Genomic DNA, 18,716 nt, shown 5'->3' on the forward strand with positions numbered 1-18,716 from the left:
CTGGGGGCTCCGCCGGCCTCGACACATGTGCAGGAGCGCCTTCGATGCTTAAGGGTAAGAACGCCGTCGTCACCGGCTCCACCAGCGGGATCGGCCTCGCCATCGCCCGTGCGCTCGCTGCGGAAGGCGTGAATGTCACGCTGAACGGCTTCGGCGATGCGACGGCGATCGAGACGGAGCGCTCCGCGATCGAGAGCGAATTCGGCGTCAAGGCGATCTATTCCGCCGCCGACCTCACCAAGGGCTCGGAATGCGCGGGCCTGGTGAAGTTTGCCGAGGACACGCTCGGCTCGGTCGACATTCTGGTCAACAATGCCGGCGTGCAGCATGTCGCGCCCATCGAGGAATTCCCGGACGACAAGTGGGACCTCATCATCTCGCTGAACCTGTCGGCCGCTTTCCACGCCACCAAGGCTGCCGTGCCGGGCATGAAGGCGCGCAAATGGGGCCGCATCATCAACACCGCCTCGGCGCACGCGCTGGTCGCCTCGCCGTTCAAGTCGGCCTATGTCGCGGCCAAGCACGGCATTGCCGGCCTGACCAAGACCGTGGCGCTGGAGACCGCCACCTTCGGCATCACCTGCAACGCCATCTGCCCCGGCTATGTCTGGACCCCGCTGGTGGAAAAGCAGGTGCCCGAGCAGGCCAAGGCGCGCGGCATCACCGAGGAGCAGGTCAAGCATGACGTGCTGCTGGCGGCGCAGCCCACCAAGGAATTCGTCACGGTCGAGCAGGTCGCCGCGCTCGCGGTATTCTTGTGCGGCGACAATGCCAAGTCGATCACCGGCTCGATGCAGCAGATCGACGGCGGCTGGGTCGCCGAATAAGCCCGGGAACGGAGACGCCGCATGGCTGAAACCCCGAAGAAGCCGGTGCGGCGCGGCCGCGCCAAAGCCGCTGCCGATACTGCCGCCGACAGCGTCGCCAGCCCGGCGACGGAGACACCTGCCATCGCCGCGCCGGCCGCTGCGCCGGCCGTGCCGGCGGATGTCCCTGCGGAAATGACGGCGCCGGTTGAGGCCGGTACGCTGGAGGCGGGTTCTGCGGAGGCCGTGCCGCGTGAGCCGGCGGACGACGCGCCGGTCGCCGCGTCTCCCGAACCTGAAGCCGACGCGGCGCCCGCGCCCCGGCGGGGGCGCCGGCCCGCCACGAAAACGGTGGCGGCCGATCCCGCGTCCTCCGGAGAAGCCGTGGAGCCGGCCGACCCCGTGGCCACCACGACGGAAGAGCCCGCGTCCCTCGATACGGCGCCCGCCAAGCCGGCGCCCCCCAAGAATGCGCGGTCCAGGACAGCGCCGGCCGAGAGCAGGCCCGCTGCGCGCAAGCCCGCCGCGCGCCGGGCCGCGAAGGCGGCGACCACGCCGGTCGAAACCGTCGCCGCGGCGCTGGCCACCCCGGCCGGCACGGGCGAGGTCCGGCACACGCCCGGACCCGCGGCCGAGGCCAAGGCGGCGTCCGGCGCCAAGGGGCCGGAACTCAAGCCGATCAACCTGGGACTTCAGGGTGGCGGCGCGCATGGCGCCTTCACCTGGGGCGTGCTCGACCGGCTGCTGGAAGATGGACGCATCGCTGTCGAGGGGATTTCCGGCACCAGCGCCGGCGCGATGAACGCCGCGGTGCTGGCGACTGGTCTGGCGCGTGGCGGAAACCAGGGCGGTCGCGAGGCGCTCGACCGCTATTGGCGCGCGGTTTCCAAGGACGGGCGCACCAGCCCGCTGCAGCGCACGCTGCTCGACCGGCTGATGGGCAACTGGTCGCTCAACGGCAATCCCACCTACATCGCCTTCGACATGATGAGCCGGTTCCTGTCGCCCTACGATCTCAACCCGCTCAACATCAATCCGCTGATGGAGCTGATCGAGGAACATGTCGACTTCAAGGAACTGCAGTCCTGCAATCATGTCCACGTGTTCGTGTCCGCCACGAATGTGCACACCGGCAAGGCACGGGTCTTCGCCAAGCACGAATTGACCGCGCAGGCGATCATGGCCTCGGCCTGCCTGCCCTTCATGTTCCAGGCGGTGGAAATCGACGGCGTTCCCTATTGGGACGGCGGCTATATGGGCAATCCGGCGCTTTATCCGTTCTATAACGCGGTGAAGACCGACGACATTCTGCTGGTACAGATCAACCCGATCATCCGCCGCGAGACGCCGAAGACGGCGCGCGACATCAACAACCGGATGAACGAGATCACCTTCAACGCCTCGCTGCTGGCCCAGTTGCGCGCGGCCGAGTTCGTCACCCGCCTGCTGGACAGTGGCAAGCTGAAGAAGAAGGGCGGCGGCGTGGATGGCTATCGCGACCTGCGCCTGCACCGCATCGACGGGGCGGAAAAGCTGGTCAATCTCGACGCCTCGACCAAGATGAATGCCGAGTGGGAATTCCTAGTCTACCTCAAGGCCATCGGCCGGGAGGCGGCCGAGGCCTTCCTGGAAGCCCATTTCGACGATATCGGCGTGCGCTCGACGCTCGACGTCCGCGAGGAGCTTCGCCGCGGCTAGGGCCGGAATCGGCCAGATAGAACCCGGCGGATCGGTCAATCCGCCCCCAAGCCCGCGATGGAGCCCGCGTCGATTCACGTGCAGCGCCATCAGATCGAGGCGGGCTGCAGAGTGTGTCGCGGGACGGCGGCACCAGAATCCCCGCGAAAATGCTGCCGGTCGCCGAGGCCGCGCATCACCCGGGCGGATGATGCGCGGGAGGTCGGGGTCTCGACGCCTCGACGCTTTTGTGGTGTGACGGCGTCATGAGCCTCCCCGATCCCCCCCTCGCGGCCGCCCCTTTCGACATCGCCGCCCGCGTGCTGCATCGCGACGGCATGATGCTGGTCATCGACAAGCCGCCGGGACTGGCCGTGCACAAGGGTCCCAAGGGCGGGGAGACGCTGGCCGATCATCTCGACGCGCTGCGCTTCGGCCTGCCGGGCGCCCCCGAACTCGCGCATCGGCTGGACAAGGACACGTCCGGCTGCCTCGTGCTCGGCCGCCACCGCAAGGCGCTGGCCGAGCTGGGCAAGGCCTTCGCCGGTGGCACGGTGGGCAAGACCTACATGGCGGTGGTGCGCGGCGTGCCGCGCGAGGCGCGCGGGCGCATCGAGCTGAAGCTGGCCAAGCGTTCGCCCACGCGCGGCTGGTGGATGGCGGTCGATCCGCGCGGGCAGGAAGCCATCACCGAATGGGAGAGCATCGCTACCGGCGAGGGCCTCGCCGTGCTGGCGCTCTCGCCGCTCACCGGCCGCACGCACCAGCTGCGGGTGCATCTCGACGCGATCGGCCATCCGATCCTGGGCGACAGCATCTATGGCGGGGCCTCGCGCCTGCCCGGCGGCCCGATCCTGCATCTTCATGCGCGCCGCGTGGTGGTCCCGCAGCGACAGGGCCATCCGCCGATCGATGTGCGGGCGCCGCTGCCCGGCCACATGCGGGCGACGCTGGAGCGCGCCGGCCTCGACCCCGCCACGCTGGAAGCCGCGGCCGATGCGATCGCCTTCTCGAAGCTCGGCTAGAGCCGTCTTCGGGCCGCTCTAGCCCACCGATAGAGCCCGCGCCAGGCTGGCACCGACCTGACCGGCGCCGAGAAGGCCCGGCGTCGGGTGGGTGATGACCGATACCGGCGTCGCGGCGAGGCGCTCATCGAAGGGTGGGTGCTCCAGGAAAGCCTCCATGAATGGCGAGCCCGCGAAGAGCGGGACGAGGCCCGCCGAGACGCCGCCGGCCAGGAACACGCCGCCGCGCGCGTCGAACAGCAAAGCGAGGTCGCCCGCGATGCGGCCGAATACCCGCAGGAAGATGTGGCAGCTTTCCAGCGCCTCTTCATCGCCCGCCTCCGCCGCGGCGATGACGGCATGCGATTCCAGCCGATCGCCGGAAAACACCTGATGCACGCGGGCGAGCCCGGAGCCGGACAGCACGTTCTCGACGCTCACCGTGCCGCCGAAGGCGCGCGACAGATGGGCGAGCAGGCGGGCCTCCTGCACGTTGACGGCGCCGAGCCGCACATGACCACCCTCGCCCTTGACAACGGTCGCATCGCCCGGCGTGCGCACCAGCGCGGCCGTGCCGAAGCCGGTGCCGGGACCACAGGCGAGGCAGGGGGCATCCGGTGCGGCATGGCCGGGATTGATCGTCACCACGTCGTCCGCGCCGAGCGCCGGCACGCCATGGGCCAGGGCCTCGAAATCGTTGAGCACGGCAAGCCGGTCCCAGCCGAAGCGCGCGCTTAATTCCGGGCGGGTGAAGGCCCAGTCGCGATTGGTCAGTCTCACCTCGGCGATGTCCACCGGGCCGGCAATGGCCAGCACCGCGCCGCGCACCGCCTGGGCGGCGGCCGGATCGCGCGCGGCGAGGTCGGCCTCGATCATTGATTCGAAGCCAGCGAACGAATCATTGCGATGGATCTGGACATCGCGCGGCACGCCATCGACGCCCACCAGGGCAAGGCGCGAGGAGGTTCCGCCGATATCGGCGATCAGGATCAGATGGGACATGAAACCAGCGCTGCGGAGACGGCCTCGGGATGAGGAAAGGATAGGAGACGATCTTGCCCGCTTTCACAAGGGAGGCGGTGCGACGTGGCGTCATCCTTCCCCTTCCGGGCGCCTTGCGGCCATCGCGATGTTGCCTTCGCGCGCGTGCCGGCCTAGTGCCATCGACGATGAACACGAAATCACCTGCACCGCGCCGTTCCCGCGCGAACGCTCCCGCCGGCACCCGGCCTCCCGAGGCGCCGGGCCTCGCCGTGCGCCGCGCCGCCGCCGAGGCGATCGACGCGGTGCTGGAAAGAGCCCGCCCGCTCGAAGAGGTGATCGAGCGGGCGGCACGCGGCCTCGACGAGCGCGACCGGGCGCTGGCCCGCATGATCGCCGCCACCGTGCTGCGCCGTCTCGGCAGCCTGCGCGCGCTGGTGCGCTCCATGCTGGAGCGCGCCCTGCCGGAGAAGGCGCGCCGGGTGGAGACGCTGCTGCTCATCGGCGCCGCGCAGATCCTGTTCATGGACGTGCCGGACCATGCCGCGGTGGCGACCAGCGTCGAACTGGCCGGCGAGGATCAGTCGACGGCCGGTTTCAAGGGGCTGGTCAATGCCGTGCTGCGGCGGATCGCCCGCGAGGGCCGGGCGGTGCTCCCCGACGTGGCCGACCAGCCGCCATGGTTGATCGACGGCTGGGCCAACGCCTATGGCGCGCCGATGGCGCAGGCCATTTCCCGCGCGCTGGCCAGCGAGGCGGCGCTCGATCTCACCGTCAAGGGCGATGCCGCCGGCTGGGCCGAGCGGTTGGGCGGGCGGTTGCTGCCCACCGGCACGGTGCGGCTGGCGGAGGCGGGCAACGTGCCCGCGCTGCCCGGATTCGCCGATGGCGAATGGTGGGTGCAGGACGCGGCGGCGGCGCTGCCGGCGCGGCTCTTGGGCGCCGGGCCCGGCCAGCGCGTGGCGGACCTGTGCGCGGCGCCGGGCGGCAAGACCGCACAGCTCGCGGCGACCGGCGCTGAGGTGGTGGCGCTGGACCGCTCCGGCCCGCGTCTGCGGCGGCTGCAGCAGAATCTCGACCGCCTCCATCTCGCGGCGGAGATCGTGGAAGCCGATGCCACCTCGTGGAATGGCGGGCCGTTCGACGCCGTGCTGATCGACGCCCCCTGCTCGGCGACCGGCACCATCCGCCGTCATCCCGACGTCGCCTGGACCAAGGCGCCGGCCGACATTGCCAGCCTCGGAGCGCTTCAGGCGCGCATCCTCGCCCATGCCGGCGATCTTGTCCGGCCGGGAGGGCTGCTGGTGTTTTCCACCTGCTCGCTGGAGCCGGAGGAGGGCGAGCGGCAGGTCGAGGCTTTCCTGGCCGCGCGGCCCGATTTCACCCGCGACCCCGTCCGGCCGGGCGAATGCGGCATCGCCGCCGAGTGGATCAATCCGCAAGGCGAGGTGCGCACGCTGCCGGTCCATCTGCCCGATGAGGACCCGCGCTTCGCCGGGCTGGACGGCTTCTTTGCCGCCCGGCTGCGCCGCGGTTGAAAGCGGCTTCCGGACCGCGGCGGTTGGACCTTGGTTTCGGCTTGGTTAAGCTGGCCGTTCGGGAGGAGCGCTCGGTGCCTGAGAAGTTCGACCGGAATCGACGAGGAACGAGGCGCTGATGGCCCGCAATATTTATGCGGACCGCGGCCGGCTGACGCGGTTCGTGCTCGATTCCGCCTGGCGGCGCCTGCGCACCCGGCTGATCGCCCACCGCTGGTACCCCTGGCGCTCGCGCTCCGTCGCGGTGCCCTCGCGGCTGATCTTCGCCCCCCATGACCTGCGCACCGGGGATCCGACGCGGGCCACCGAGTTCTATTCCGGCCGCTTCGCCTTTGCCGGCAAGGCGGTGCTGACCGATGGCGCCTCGCCCTTCGAGGTCGATCCGCCCTCGCGCGAATGGGCCGAGGAACTGATGGCGTTCGGCTGGCTGCGCCACATGCAGGCGGCGGGAACCTCGATCGCGCGGGCCAATGCGCGGGCGCTGGTGGGTGACTGGATCACCCTGCGCGGCCACCGCGCGCCTGTCGCGCTGACGCCGGAAATCGCCGCGCGGCGCGTCATCAACTGGCTGTCGCAGGCGCCGTTGATCCTGCAGGACGCCGATCCCGCCTTCCACCGTCGTTTCATCCGCAGCCTCACCTCGCAGGTGCGCTACCTCAAGCGGGTGGTGCCGCATGTGCGCGACGGGCGCCCGCGGCTCGATTGCGCTCTCGCCCTCGCCTTCGCCAGCCTGTGCATGGCCGATCAGGCGCGGCTCATCCGCTTTGCCCAGAAACGGCTGTCGGACGAACTGGACCGGCAGGTGCTGGCCGATGGCGGCCATGTCGGCCGCAATCCCGGCCTGTTGACCGAACTGCTGCTGGATCTGCTGCCGCTGCGCCAGAGCTATGGCGCGCGCCACCTACCGCCGCCGCCGGCGCTGCTCAACGCGATCGACCGCATGATGCCGATGCTGCGTTTCTTCCGGCATGGCGACGGCGTCTTCGCCCATTTCAACGGCATGGGCCCGACGCCGGCCGACTGGCTCGCCACCGTGACGGCCTATGACGATGCCCGCGGCCGGCCGGTGTCGAACGCGCCCTATTCCGGCTATCAGCGCATGGAGGCCGGCGGCACGGTGGTGATCGCCGATACCGGCGCGCCCCCGCCCATCGCCTTCAGCCACGAGGCGCATGCGGGATGCCTTTCCTTCGAGCTGTCGTCGGGGCGCAGCCGCGTCGTGGTCAATTGCGGCATGCCCGCCACCGGGCGGGAAAAGTGGCGCGCGGTGGCCCGCCAGACCGCCGCCCATTCGACCGCCGTGATCGAGGACGCGTCCTCCTGCCGCTTCATTGCCGGCGGCCTGCTCGGCCGGCTGTGCGGCTCGCCTGTCATCGAGGGGCCGGCGGAACTGCATGTCGACCGGGGCGAGCGCGGCGGGGCGGATGTGCTGCGCGCCAGCCATGACGGCTATGTCCGGCGCTTTGATCTCGTTCACCAGCGCTCCTGGCGCCTGTCGCCGGATGGCCTGCGGCTCGATGGCGAGGACCTGTTCCGCATCGCCCAGGGCGAGACCATCTCGCCCGAGCATCGCGACCGCTATGCCATCCGCTTCCACCTCCACCCCGCCGTGCAGCCGGCGCGCGCGGCGGACGGGCATACGGTGATCCTGCGGCTGCCGGACGGCGACCAGTGGGCCTTCACCGCGCCGGACCATCTGGTCAGCATCGAGGAAAGCATCATCTTCGCCTCCAGCAGCGGACCGCGCTCGACCGGGCAACTGGTGATCACCGGGCGCGCCCATATCGCGGCGCGGGTGCCCTGGGCCTTCATGCGGATGCGGGCCGCGCGGGTGTGAACCCGGCTCGGCGCGCGGCAGGGCTGCGGCCGGCAAGGTTCACCTCGCGGCGCAGACGTGATAGGGCGGCGCCCTGTTCAGCCTGCACGTTCACCCCGCCCGTTCCCCCGCAAGAGCAATGGCCGCCATGTCCACCGATGTCCGCCCGATCGCCCGCGCTCTCCTCTCGGTCTCCGACAAGGCCGGGCTGGTGGCCTTCGCCCAGACGCTCGCCGCGCGTGGCGTGGAGCTGGTTTCGACCGGCGGCACCCGCAAGGCGCTTGCCGATGCCGGGCTGAAGGTGCTCGACGTGTCCGACCTCACCGGCTTCCCGGAGATGATGGATGGCCGGGTCAAGACGCTGCACCCCGCGGTGCATGGCGGCATCCTCGCCATTCGCGACAATGCCGAGCACCAGGCCGCGATGACGGCGCACGGCATCGGCCCGATCGACCTCGTCGTGGTCAATCTCTATCCGTTCGAAGAAACAGTGGCGCGTGGCGCCGGCTATGACGAGTGCGTCGAGAACATCGACATTGGCGGGCCGGCCATGATCCGCGCCGCCGCCAAGAACCACGCCGATGTCGCGGTCGTGGTCGATCCCTCGGGCTACGCGGCCGTGCTCGCCGACCTCGACGCGCAGGGCGGCACCACGCTGGCGACCCGCCGCAAGCTGGCGCAGCTGGCCTATGCCCGCACCGCCACCTATGACGCGGCCATCACCCGCTGGTTTGCCGAGGTCGAAGAGGACGCCACGCCGCGCACCCGCATCTTCGACGGCACGCTGGCCGAAGCGCTGCGCTATGGCGAGAACCCGCACCAGAGCGCGGCGTTCTATCGCGGCGGCGCGGCCCGTCCCGGCGTCGCCACCGCGCGGCAGCTGCAGGGCAAGGCGCTTTCCTACAACAACCTCAACGACACCGATGCCGCCTATGAGGCGGTGGCGGAGTTCGATCCCGCGCAGGGTCCGGCGGTGGTCATCGTCAAGCACGCCAATCCCTGCGGCGTGGCGCAGGGGGCCAGCCTGGTGGAGGCCTACGCCAAGGCGCTCGCCTGCGACCCCACCTCCGCCTTCGGCGGCATCGTGGCGCTGAACCGCACGCTCGACGCCGAGGCGGCGCGCGCCATTGTCGAGATCTTCACCGAGGTGATCGTCGCTCCCGACGCGACCGAGGAAGCCGCCGCGATTATCGGCGCCAAGAAGAACCTGCGCCTGCTGGTGACGGGCGCGCTGCCCGATCCGCGCGCGGCGGGAACGCAGGTGAAATCGCTGGCGGGCGGCCTGCTCGTGCAGTCGCGCGACAATGCTGTCGTGGACGACATGACCTTGACGGTCGTCACCCGGCGCGCGCCGAGCCCCAAGGAACTGGCGGATCTCGCCTTCGCCTTCCGCGTCGCCAAGCACGTGAAGTCGAACGCCATCGTCTATGCGAAGGACCTGGCGACGGTGGGCATCGGCGCGGGCCAGATGAGCCGCGTCGATTCGGCGCGCATCGCCGCGCTCAAGGCGCAGGAGGCGGCGACCGCCGCCGGGCTGGCGCAGACGCTGACGCGGGGATCGGTGGTGGCATCCGATGCCTTCTTCCCCTTCGCCGATGGTCTGCTCACCGCCATCGAGGCGGGAGCGACCGCGGTGATCCAGCCGGGCGGCTCCATCCGCGACAAGGACGTGATCGCGGCGGCCGACGCGGCCGGCATCGCCATGGTGTTCACCGGCGTGCGTCACTTCCGCCACTGAGCGGGAAAGATCAGCAGTCACGAAAAAAGGGCCGGCTTGCGCCGGCCCTCTCCCCCCACCGTTCTGCGCCCCTCAGAAGCGGTAGGTAACGCCCACGCCGACAATCCAGGGATTGAGGTCCGCCTTGCCGGTGAGCGGCGTGCCGGAAACCGTGACGTCGAAATCCGGCTCCAGGAACAGCTTCTTCACGTCGACGTTCAAGCCCCAGTGTTCGTCGATCATGTAGTCGAAGCCGGCCTGCAGCGCCCAGCCCCAGGTGTCCTTCACGTCGAGCGAGTCCGCGGCATCGGCCTTCTGATTGAAGAAGAACGTGTAGTTCACGCCCGCGCCGACATAGGGCTGGAACTTGCCGAAATCGGTGAAGTGGTATTGCAGGGTCAGTGTCGGCGGCAGCAGCCACGTTTCGCCGATCTTGCCGAGGCTGGAGAGCGTGCCGGCGCCGTCAATATTGTGCTTCGTCACGCCGAGGATGAGTTCGGCGGCCCAGTTCTTGGAGAAGAAGTAGGTGATGTCGAGCTCGGGAACCACCGAGCTCGAATAGTCGAGATCCGAACCGGGCACGCCGTTGACCGAGCCGCCTCCGTCGGGAATGACGCCGAGCAGGCGCACGCGCAGCTGCCAGGGGTTGAACTCCTCGACGACCGGTACCACCGGCGCCTTGTAGACCGGCGTGGCGATGTCCGCCGCCGCCGCCGGCGCGGCCGCCGCGACGAGCGCGAGCGGGGACACCGTCAGCGCGAGAAGTGCCGCAAGGGCGGTGAACATGTTCAGTGCCGGACGACGTGTCGACATCGGTAAAATCCCAGTTGGCCCCAGCCCGGATCATCGTCCGGTTCATGAGGCTGACCGTGCGTCCGGCGCCCGCGTCGGTGCTTGATACAGGTCAATCCGGGCGCTTGCCGCGCCGTCGTGTGACCGCATTGCAACATCATGCTGTGCCGTCATCGTGCTGCATGATATAAGATGCAGAATTAGGCTCGCTGCTTGCGAAATCGGCAGGATCAGGGTCCGGGAGACAGACATCATGGGCGTGGAAGGCTTCCTCTCCACAGAGGACGAGCGCGCGGCGCGCCAGTTGGTCGAGCAGGCCGATCTCATCCTGCAGGCAACCGATGGCGACGTTCCGACGCAGTTTGCCAGCCGGCTGTTCGGGCGGGCGGTCGCCGAGGATGTGCGACTTTATACCTCGCACGAACTGGCGGCGCTGGCGCTCGCGGCCCACGACCATCTTCGCCGCCGTGCTCCCGGCGGCAAGGCCGACATCCGGGTCGAGGCGCCGTCGGCCGCCGCCGACGGCCAGCGGCTGACCAAGGTGACGGTCGTCGAGATCGTCAATGACGACATGCCCTTCCTGCTGGATTCGGTGATGGCGGCGCTCAATGCCCGCGGCCTCAGCGCCTCCTTCGTCGTGCATCCCATTCTCGGTATCGAGCGCGACGCGACCGGGGCGCTGGACGGGCTGGCCCCGGCGGACGCGCCGGCGGGCGGGCGGGCACGGCGCGAGAGCCTGATTCACATCCATGTTCCGCGCATCGAGGATGCACCGACGCGCGCGGCGCTGGCGGGCGAGATCGCGCTGGTGCTGGCGCAGGTGCGCGCCGCCGTCGTCGACTGGCGGCCGATGATCGATCAGGTGCGCGCGGCGCTGGCCGATCTCGCCCATGCCCCGGCCGGCGTGCGCGAGGAGACGGACGAGGCGGTCGCCTTCCTGCAATGGCTGGTGGAGGGCAATTTCACCTTTCTCGGCTGCCGTCACTATGACGCCCGCGAGGTGGCGGGCGGCCCGTTGGTCTTCGATCGCCGCATGAAGGATGCGCGCGGCGTGCTGGCGGACGAAGAGTTCCGCATGTTCCGTCGCGACAGCGACCCGCGCGCGGTGAGCGTGGATCTCAGCAATGTGCTGGGCGAGGCGTCGCCGCTCGTGGTGATCAAGTCGCGCACGCTGTCGCTGGTCCACCGGCGCGCCTGGATCGATGTGGTCGTGGTCAAGCGCTATGACGGGGAAGGACGCATCGTCGGCGGCCTGTGCATTGCCGGGCTGTTCACCAATACGGCTTATGCCGAATCGGTTCGCGCCATTCCGCTGGTGCGTCGCAAGGTGGATGGCGTGCTGGAGCGCGCCGGCTTCGTGCCCGAGAGCCATTCCGGCCGCGCGCTGGTCAAGGTGCTGGAGAACTTTCCGCGCGACGACCTGTTCCAGATCGACCCGCCGACGCTCTATGCCTTCGCGCTGGCCATCCTCCAATTGGACGAGCATCCGCGCGTGCGCGTGCTGGCCTGGCGCGATCGCTTCGACCGCTTCGTCTCGGTGCTGGTCTTCGTGCCGCGCGACCGCTACGGCTCGGAGGTGCGCGAGCGCATCGGCGCGCTGCTGGAGCGCAGCTTCGGCGGGCAGGTCGCCGCCTTCCGCCCGCTCTTCATGGAAGGACCGCTGACGCGTGTCCATTTCATCGTCGAACTGTCCGGGGCTGTGGTGCCGGAGGTCGGGCGCGCCGAGCTGGAGGATGGCGTCGGCGCCATCATCCGCACCTGGAGCGATGGCTTCGCGGCCGCGCTGGCGCTGGTCTTCCCGCCGGCGCAGGCGAATGCGCTCGCCCGCCGTTACGGCACCGCCTTTCCCGCCGGCTACCAGGGCAGCTACACGCCCGACCAGGCGCTGGCGGACCTCAGGCTGATCGAGCGACTGAGCGCGGCCAATCCGGTCGCCGTCGATTTCCATCGCCCGCCGGGCGCGCCGGGGCGCGAGCGCATCTCCCTCAAGGTGCTGAGCTACGAGGTGCCGCGCCTGCTCTCCGAGCGCGTGCCGATGCTGGAGGCGATGGGCTTTGTCGTCGTGGACGAGCGCACCTTCACCCTCAGCCCCGACGACGTGGCGCCGATCTATGTCCACGACATGCTGCTCGGTCGCCGCGGTGGCGGGGAGATCGAGCTGGAAGTGCTGGAAGGTCGGCTGCACGCCACGCTGATGGCGGTGCTGCGCGGCGCGGCGGAGAGCGACGGGTTCAACGCGCTGGCGCTGAACGCCCGGCTCGGCTGGCGCGACATCGCGCTGCTGCGCACCCTGGCGCGCTATCTCCGGCAGATCGGCGTGCCCTTCAGCCAGGATTATCTCTGGGCGACGCTGAACGCGCATCCCGCCATCGTCGACCGGCTGGTCGCGCTGTTCCATGCGCGCTTCGATGCCGGCCCGGAGGAGGGCCGCGAGGCGGCGATCCGCGAGGAAATCGAGGCGGCGCTCGCGAGCGTGCAGAGCCTGGATGAAGACCGCATCCTGCGCCGCTTCGCCAACCTCGTCGAGGCGGCGGTGCGCACCAATTTCCACCAGCTCGGCGCCGATGGCGGGCCGAAGCCGGCGATCGCCGTCAAGTTTCTCAGCCACCAGGTCGAGGGCATGCCGCTGCCGCAGCCGCTATTCGAGATCTTCGTGCATTCGCCGCGGGTGGAGGGCATCCATCTGCGCTTCGGCCGCGTGGCGCGCGGCGGGCTTCGCTGGTCCGACCGGCCGCAGGATTTCCGCACCGAGGTGCTCGGCCTCGTCAAGGCGCAGCAGGTGAAGAACGCGGTCATCGTGCCGGTGGGCGCCAAGGGCGGCTTCGTGCCCAAGCAATTGCCCACGGGTCCGCGCGAGGCGATCCAGGCCGAGGGGACGCAGGCCTACATGCTGTTCGTCTCCTCGCTGCTGGACCTGACCGACAATATTGACGGCAGCGAGATCGTCCATCCCGGCGAGACGGTGCGCCATGACGAGGATGACCCCTATCTCGTGGTCGCCGCCGACAAGGGCACCGCGACCTTCTCCGACACCGCCAACGCGATCTCAATGGCGCGCGATTTCTGGCTGGGCGACGCTTTCGCCTCCGGGGGCTCGGTCGGCTATGACCACAAGGCGATGGGCATCACCGCGCGTGGCGCCTGGGAGGCGGTGCGCCGGCATTTCCGCGAGATGGACGTCGATATCCGTGTGAGCCCGTTCACCGTGGCCGGCGTCGGCGACATGTCGGGCGACGTGTTCGGCAACGGCATGCTGCTGGAGACCACCATCAAACTGGTGGCGGCCTTCGACCATCGCGACATTTTCCTCGATCCGAGCCCGGACCCGGTGGCCTCGCTCAGGGAGCGCCAGCGCCTGTTCGCGCTGCCGCGCTCCTCCTGGCGCGATTACGATGCGTCGCTGATCTCGGCGGGCGGCGGCGTGTTCTCGCGCGCGGCCAAGAGCATCGCGCTCAGCCCGGCCATCCGCGCGGCGCTCGGCTTCGACAAAAGCTCGGCCTCGCCGGCCGAGGTGATGGCCGCGATCCTGCGCGCGCCGGTGGACCTGCTCTGGTTCGGCGGAATCGGCACCTATATCCGCGCTGCGGCCGAGAGCGATGCGCAGGTCGGCGACCGTGCCAATGACGCCATCCGCATCGCGGGCGCCGACGTGCGGGCCAAGGTGATCGGCGAGGGCGCCAATCTCGGCGTGACCCAGCGCGGGCGCATCGAGGCGGCGCGGCATGGCGTGCGGGTCAACACCGACGCCATCGACAATTCGGCTGGCGTGAACACGTCCGATGTCGAGGTGAACATCAAGATCGCGCTGGTGCCGGCGGTGCGTGAGGGCCGGCTGGACGCCGAGAGCCGCAAGGCCTTCCTCGCCTCGATGACCGACGAGGTCGGCCAGCTGGTGCTGCGCAACAATTACCTGCAGACGCTGGCGCTCTCGCTGGCGCAGCGGCGCGGGGTGGGCGACCTCGGCTTCCACCAGCGCCTGATGCAGCAGCTGGAAGCGCGCCGCCTGCTCGACCGCGCGGTGGAGTTCCTGCCCGGCGACGGCGAGCTGCAGGAGCGGCGCGGGCGCGGCGATGGGCTGACCCGGCCGGAACTCGCGGTGCTGCTGGCCTATGCCAAGCTCACCGCCCATGCCGACCTGCTCGATACCGACGTGCCGGATGATCCGTATCTCGCCCGCGAACTCACCGCCTATTTCCCCCGGGAACTCGGCGCGCGCTTTGCCGACGGGATCGAGGGGCATCGCCTGCGCCGCGACATCATCGCCACGCGGCTGTGCAATGCCATGATCAACCATGGCGGGCCGGCCTTCGCGGCACGGCTGGCCGACGAGACCGGCGCCGGCATCGGCTCCATCGCCAAGGCCTTCGCGGCGACGCGCGACAGTTTCGAGCTGAACGCGCTGAATAGCGAAATCGACGCGCTGGACGGGCTTGTGCCCGGCGCGGTGCAGCTCGATCTCTACGCGGTGGTGCAGGACATGCTGCTCGACCGCACCGTCTGGTTCCTGCGCAATGTCGATCTGCGCCAGAGCCTGGATGAACTGGTGGCGCATTACGCCTTCGGCATCGCGCCGGTGGAGGCGGCGCTGAAGGGGGTGGTGCGCGAGCTGATCCCCGAGGAGACGCGCGCGCTGCATGATGCACGCATCGCCCGCTGGACCGAGGCCGGCGTGCCCGAGCCGCTCGCCCGCCGCATCGCCCGGCTGCCGGCGGTGGAAAGCGCCACCGATATCGTGCTGATCGCCGACCGCACCAACGCCCCGCTGGGCGATGTGGCGGCAACCTTCTTCGCGGTGGGGCTGCATTTCCGGCTCGACCGCGTTCTCGGCGCCGCGCAAGGGCTGGTCGTGACCGATTATTACGACCGACTGGCGCTGGAGCGGGCGCTGGCGGCCTTCGAGGTGGCGGTGCGCCGGCTCACGGCGGAGGTGGTCGTCGAGCATGGAAGCGGTGCGGCAGGCGTCACCGCCTGGGCGCAGGCGCGCGGCGAGGCGGTGGAGCGGGCCCGCAACGGCGTGCACGAGATCGCCGGCTCGGGGCTGTCGGTCTCCAAGCTGTCGGTGGCGGCCAGCCTGATCGGGGATCTGGTGCGCGGCTGAGGCGCGCGCCGGCCCGGCAACAAAACGGCAGCTCAACAAAAAAGGGCGACCCGAGGGTCGCCCTTCTCATTGACGTGTCGCGGCTGCCCCCGCTTCACGCGGCCTCGTGTTTCTTGTTCTGCCGGTGCGAGATGAGGTCTTCGACCACGCCGGGGTCGGCCAGCGTCGAGGTGTCGCCGAGATTGCCGAATTCATCCTCGGCGATCTTGCGCAGGATGCGGCGCATGATCTTGCCCGAGCGGGTCTTGGGCAGGCCGGGGGCGAACTGGATGAGGTCGGGCGAGGCGATCGGGCCGATCTCCCGGCGCACCCACGACACCAGCTCCTTGCGCAGTTCCTCGGTCGGCTCCACGCCGGACATCAGCGTCACATAGGCATAAATGCCCTGACCCTTGATGTCGTGGGGATAGCCGACCACGGCGGCCTCGGACACCTTCGGATGGGCTACGAGGGCGCTCTCGACCTCCGCCGTGCCCATGCGGTGGCCGGAGACGTTGATCACGTCGTCCACGCGGCCGGTGATCCAGTAATAGCCGTCGGCATCGCGCCGGCAGCCGTCGCCGGTGAAGTACTTGCCGGGATAGGTCGAGAAATAGGTGAGCACGAAGCGCTCATGGTCGCCATAGACCGTGCGCATCTGCCCCGGCCAGGAATCGGCGATCACCAGATTGCCCTCGCAGGCGCCTTCCAGCACGCGGCCCTCGGCGTCCACGACCTGCGGGATGACGCCGAAGAAGGGCTGCGTGGCCGAGCCGGGCTTGAGCCGCGTGGCGCCGGGCAGCGGGGTGATGAGGATGCCGCCGGTCTCGGTCTGCCACCAGGTATCGACGATCGGGCAGCGCTCGTCGCCGACCACGCGGTGATACCATTCCCAGGCTTCCGGGTTGATCGGCTCGCCGACCGAGCCGAGCAGGCGCAGCGACGCGCGCGAGGTCTTCTTCACCGGCGCGTCGCCCGACTGCATCAGCGCGCGGATCGCGGTGGGCGCGGTGTAGAAGATCGTGACCTTGTACTTGTCGATCACTTCCCAGAAGCGGGAATTGCTGGGGTAGTTCGGCACGCCCTCGAACATCAGCGTCGTCGCGCCATTGGCCAGCGGCCCATAGAGGATGTAGCTGTGGCCGGTGACCCAGCCGACATCGGCGGTGCACCAGTAGACGTCGCCCTCGTGGTAGTCGAACACGTATTGATGCGTCATCGAGGCGTAGACGAGATAGCCGCCGGTCGTGTGCAGCACGCCCTTGGGCTGGCCGGTCGAGCCGGATGTGTAGAGAATGAACAGCGGATCTTCCGCGTTCACATGCGCGGCGGGGCACTCGGTGGTCACGAGATCGGCCGCCTCATGATACCAGACGTCGCGGCCGGGGGTCATATCGACCGTGCCGCCGGTGCGGCGGACCACGATCACGTGATCGACCTCGACATCGGCCAGCTTGGCGATGGCGGCGTCGACATTGGCCTTGAGCGGCACCTTGCGCCCGCCGCGCAGCCCCTCGTCGGCGGTGATGATCGTCTTGGAATCGCAGTCGCGGATGCGGCTCGCCAGGCTGTCCGGCGAGAAGCCGCCGAACACCACCGAATGCACCGCGCCGAGCCGGGCGCAGGCCAGCATGGCGAAGGCGGCCTCGGGGATCATCGGCAGGTAGATGGTGACGCGGTCGCCCTTCTCGACATTGCGGTTGCGCAGCACATTGGCGAAGCGGCAGACCTCGTCATGCAGTTCGCGATAGGTGATGAGGCGCTGCTCGGAAGGGTTGTCGCCCTCCCAGATGATCGCCACCTGGTCGCCGCGCGTGTCGAGATGACGGTCGATGCAGTTCCAGGCGACGTTGGTCACGCCGTCCTCGAACCATTTGATCGAGACATGGCCGGGGTCGAAGGAGGTGTTCTTCACCTTGGTATAGGGCTCGAACCAGTCGATCCGCTTGCCTTCCTCGCCCCAGAAGGCGTCGGGATCGCGCACCGAGGCCTCGTACTTCGCCTTGTAGCCGTGAGCGTCCAGATAGGCGTGCTGGGCCCAATCCGCCGGGACGTCGTAGATTTTCTCGGACATGGCGTTTCTTCCCCTTGGGTCGGCGCTGTGCGCCACTCTTGCTTCTGGCACGATTATGCGGACCCGCTCGGGGGCCGACAAGCATGGCCGGGGCTAACTTTGGTCGGTATGTATTCGCACCTAGCGCCGCGTGACGGTCCCGCGCCGGCCTTCAGGCCCCCCTGCGCGGACGCCAGACGAAGGTGCGCTTGATCTCGGAATCCTCGAGGTCGCGGGTCACCGGCACGCCATATTCGGCCTGTTTCTCCAGCCGCTCATGGGGCAGGTAGGACCGTCCGGGATCGCCGATCCACACATCCGCCCCGCCCGCCGCCAGGCTCTCCAGCCAGCCGAAGACGCGCGCGCTGAGGTCGCGCTCATAGGCGATGTCGCCGGCCAGCACCACGTCCCAGGTCCCGGCGGTGCCGATGATGTCGCCGGCAATCACCGTGATGTCGGCGCCGTTTGCCCGAGCGTTGGCGGCGATGGCGGCCTGCGCGAATCCGTCGATATCGGCCGCTTCGACGCCCGCCGCCCCCGCCTTGGCGGCCGCGATGGCGACGAGGCCGGAACCGGAGGCGAAGTCGAGCACACGCTTGCCGCGCACGATGGCGGGATGGTCGAGGACATGCCGGGCCAGCGCCTGCCCGCCCGCCCAGGCAAAGGCCCAGAAGGGCGGTGGCAGGCCGATCTCGCCCAGTTCCTCCTCGGTGCGCTGCCAGATCGGCAGCGATTCGGCGGCGAGGTGGAGGACGATTTCCGGCACCAGCGGCACCGGCAGAAGACGCGTTTCCGCGCGGATGAAAGCGGCGGGATCAGCGGCGGCAGCCCCGCTCACCGGGCCTGCCTCGCCAGTTCCAGCACGATATCCCATTCCGCGTCGGTCACGGGCTGGACGGAGAGGCGGGAGAATTTCATCAGCGCCATTTCCGACAGGCGCGGCTCGGTCTTGACGGTGGCGAGCGAGACCGGATGCGCGAGCGGCTCCACCGCCTTGATGTCGACCATGACGAACTTGCCCGAGGGGTCGGAGGGATCGGGATAGGCTTCCCGGATCACCTCGACGATGCCGACGATCTCCTTGCCCTCGTTCGAATGGTAGAAGAACCCCCGGTCGCCGATCTTCATCGCGAGCAATTGCTGCTTGGCGAGATGGTTGCGCACACCGTCCCAATGGGTCCCCTTCAGCCCGGCCGCGACCTGCTGGTCCCACGACCACTTGAACGGTTCGGACTTGTAGAGCCAGTGCGCCATC

Annotated in this window: 12 protein-coding genes; 7 read left to right on the top strand and 5 right to left on the bottom strand. The window is 69.4% G+C overall.

Going from position 1 to position 18,716, the window contains the following annotated elements; genetic code table 11:
• The first annotated feature begins 44 nt into the window (after positions 1-44).
• The 3 genes from QOZ99_RS06580 to QOZ99_RS06590 all read left to right on the top strand — a co-directional run bounded on the left by QOZ99_RS06580 (position 45) and on the right by QOZ99_RS06590 (position 3,508).
• Positions 45-827 (top strand): 3-hydroxybutyrate dehydrogenase, encoded by a 783-nt coding sequence (locus QOZ99_RS06580; protein WP_306889181.1) that lies wholly within the window; start codon positions 45-47, stop codon positions 825-827.
• A 21-nt stretch (positions 828-848) separates the two neighbouring features.
• A complete protein-coding gene (locus QOZ99_RS06585; RefSeq protein ID WP_306889182.1) occupies positions 849-2,504 on the top strand; it encodes a patatin-like phospholipase family protein in 1,656 nt (551 codons plus the stop codon).
• Between the two features lie 245 nt (positions 2,505-2,749).
• The gene (locus QOZ99_RS06590; RefSeq protein WP_306889183.1) at positions 2,750-3,508 is read left to right on the top strand and encodes an RluA family pseudouridine synthase; all 759 of its coding nucleotides are present in this window, start codon (positions 2,750-2,752) and stop codon (positions 3,506-3,508) included.
• Between the two features lie 18 nt (positions 3,509-3,526).
• On the opposite strand, the gene QOZ99_RS06595 is transcribed toward QOZ99_RS06590, so the two are convergent.
• Positions 3,527-4,489, bottom strand: coding sequence for a glucokinase (locus QOZ99_RS06595; protein ID WP_306889184.1), 963 nt, complete (start codon positions 4,487-4,489; stop codon positions 3,527-3,529).
• A gap of 167 nt (positions 4,490-4,656) precedes the next feature.
• Between QOZ99_RS06595 and QOZ99_RS06600 the strand changes: the two genes are divergently transcribed.
• The 3 genes from QOZ99_RS06600 to purH all read left to right on the top strand — a co-directional run bounded on the left by QOZ99_RS06600 (position 4,657) and on the right by purH (position 9,560).
• Positions 4,657-6,006 carry an RsmB/NOP family class I SAM-dependent RNA methyltransferase gene (locus tag QOZ99_RS06600; RefSeq protein ID WP_306889185.1) on the top strand — a complete coding sequence of 450 codons (1,350 nt, stop codon included), beginning with the start codon at positions 4,657-4,659 and terminating at the stop codon, positions 6,004-6,006.
• Positions 6,007-6,124: 118 nt separating this feature from the next.
• On the top strand, positions 6,125-7,843 hold the full coding sequence (locus QOZ99_RS06605; RefSeq protein WP_306889186.1) for a heparinase II/III family protein: 1,719 nt from the start codon (positions 6,125-6,127) through the stop codon (positions 7,841-7,843).
• 127 nt (positions 7,844-7,970) lie between these two features.
• On the top strand, positions 7,971-9,560 hold the full coding sequence (gene purH, locus QOZ99_RS06610) for a bifunctional phosphoribosylaminoimidazolecarboxamide formyltransferase/IMP cyclohydrolase (RefSeq protein WP_306889187.1): 1,590 nt from the start codon (positions 7,971-7,973) through the stop codon (positions 9,558-9,560).
• Between the two features lie 72 nt (positions 9,561-9,632).
• Here purH and QOZ99_RS06615 read toward each other — a convergent pair whose 3' ends face one another.
• Positions 9,633-10,331, bottom strand: coding sequence for an OmpW/AlkL family protein (locus QOZ99_RS06615; protein ID WP_306889333.1), 699 nt, complete (start codon positions 10,329-10,331; stop codon positions 9,633-9,635).
• Positions 10,332-10,584: 253 nt separating this feature from the next.
• On the opposite strand from QOZ99_RS06615, the gene QOZ99_RS06620 reads away from it, so the two are divergent.
• Complete coding sequence (locus QOZ99_RS06620) at positions 10,585-15,429, top strand: NAD-glutamate dehydrogenase (RefSeq protein WP_306889188.1); 4,845 nt, start codon at positions 10,585-10,587, stop codon at positions 15,427-15,429.
• Positions 15,430-15,523: 94 nt separating this feature from the next.
• On the opposite strand, the gene acs is transcribed toward QOZ99_RS06620, so the two are convergent.
• The 3 genes from acs to QOZ99_RS06635 all read right to left on the bottom strand — a co-directional run bounded on the left by acs (position 15,524) and on the right by QOZ99_RS06635 (position 18,715).
• Positions 15,524-17,482, bottom strand: a complete 1,959-nt coding sequence (acs, locus tag QOZ99_RS06625) for an acetate--CoA ligase (protein ID WP_306889189.1) — start codon at positions 17,480-17,482, stop codon at positions 15,524-15,526.
• A gap of 151 nt (positions 17,483-17,633) precedes the next feature.
• Positions 17,634-18,335, bottom strand: a complete 702-nt coding sequence (locus tag QOZ99_RS06630) for a class I SAM-dependent methyltransferase (protein WP_306889190.1) — start codon at positions 18,333-18,335, stop codon at positions 17,634-17,636.
• Entirely contained in the window at positions 18,296-18,715 is a 420-nt protein-coding gene (locus QOZ99_RS06635) for an EVE domain-containing protein (protein ID WP_306889191.1), read from the bottom strand. Before QOZ99_RS06635 ends, QOZ99_RS06630 begins: the two co-directional genes overlap by 40 nt.
• Between the last annotated feature and the right edge of the window lies 1 nt (position 18,716).

This window comes from Ancylobacter amanitiformis (genome assembly GCF_030814815.1).
GTDB classification, from domain to species: domain Bacteria; phylum Pseudomonadota; class Alphaproteobacteria; order Rhizobiales; family Xanthobacteraceae; genus Ancylobacter; species Ancylobacter amanitiformis.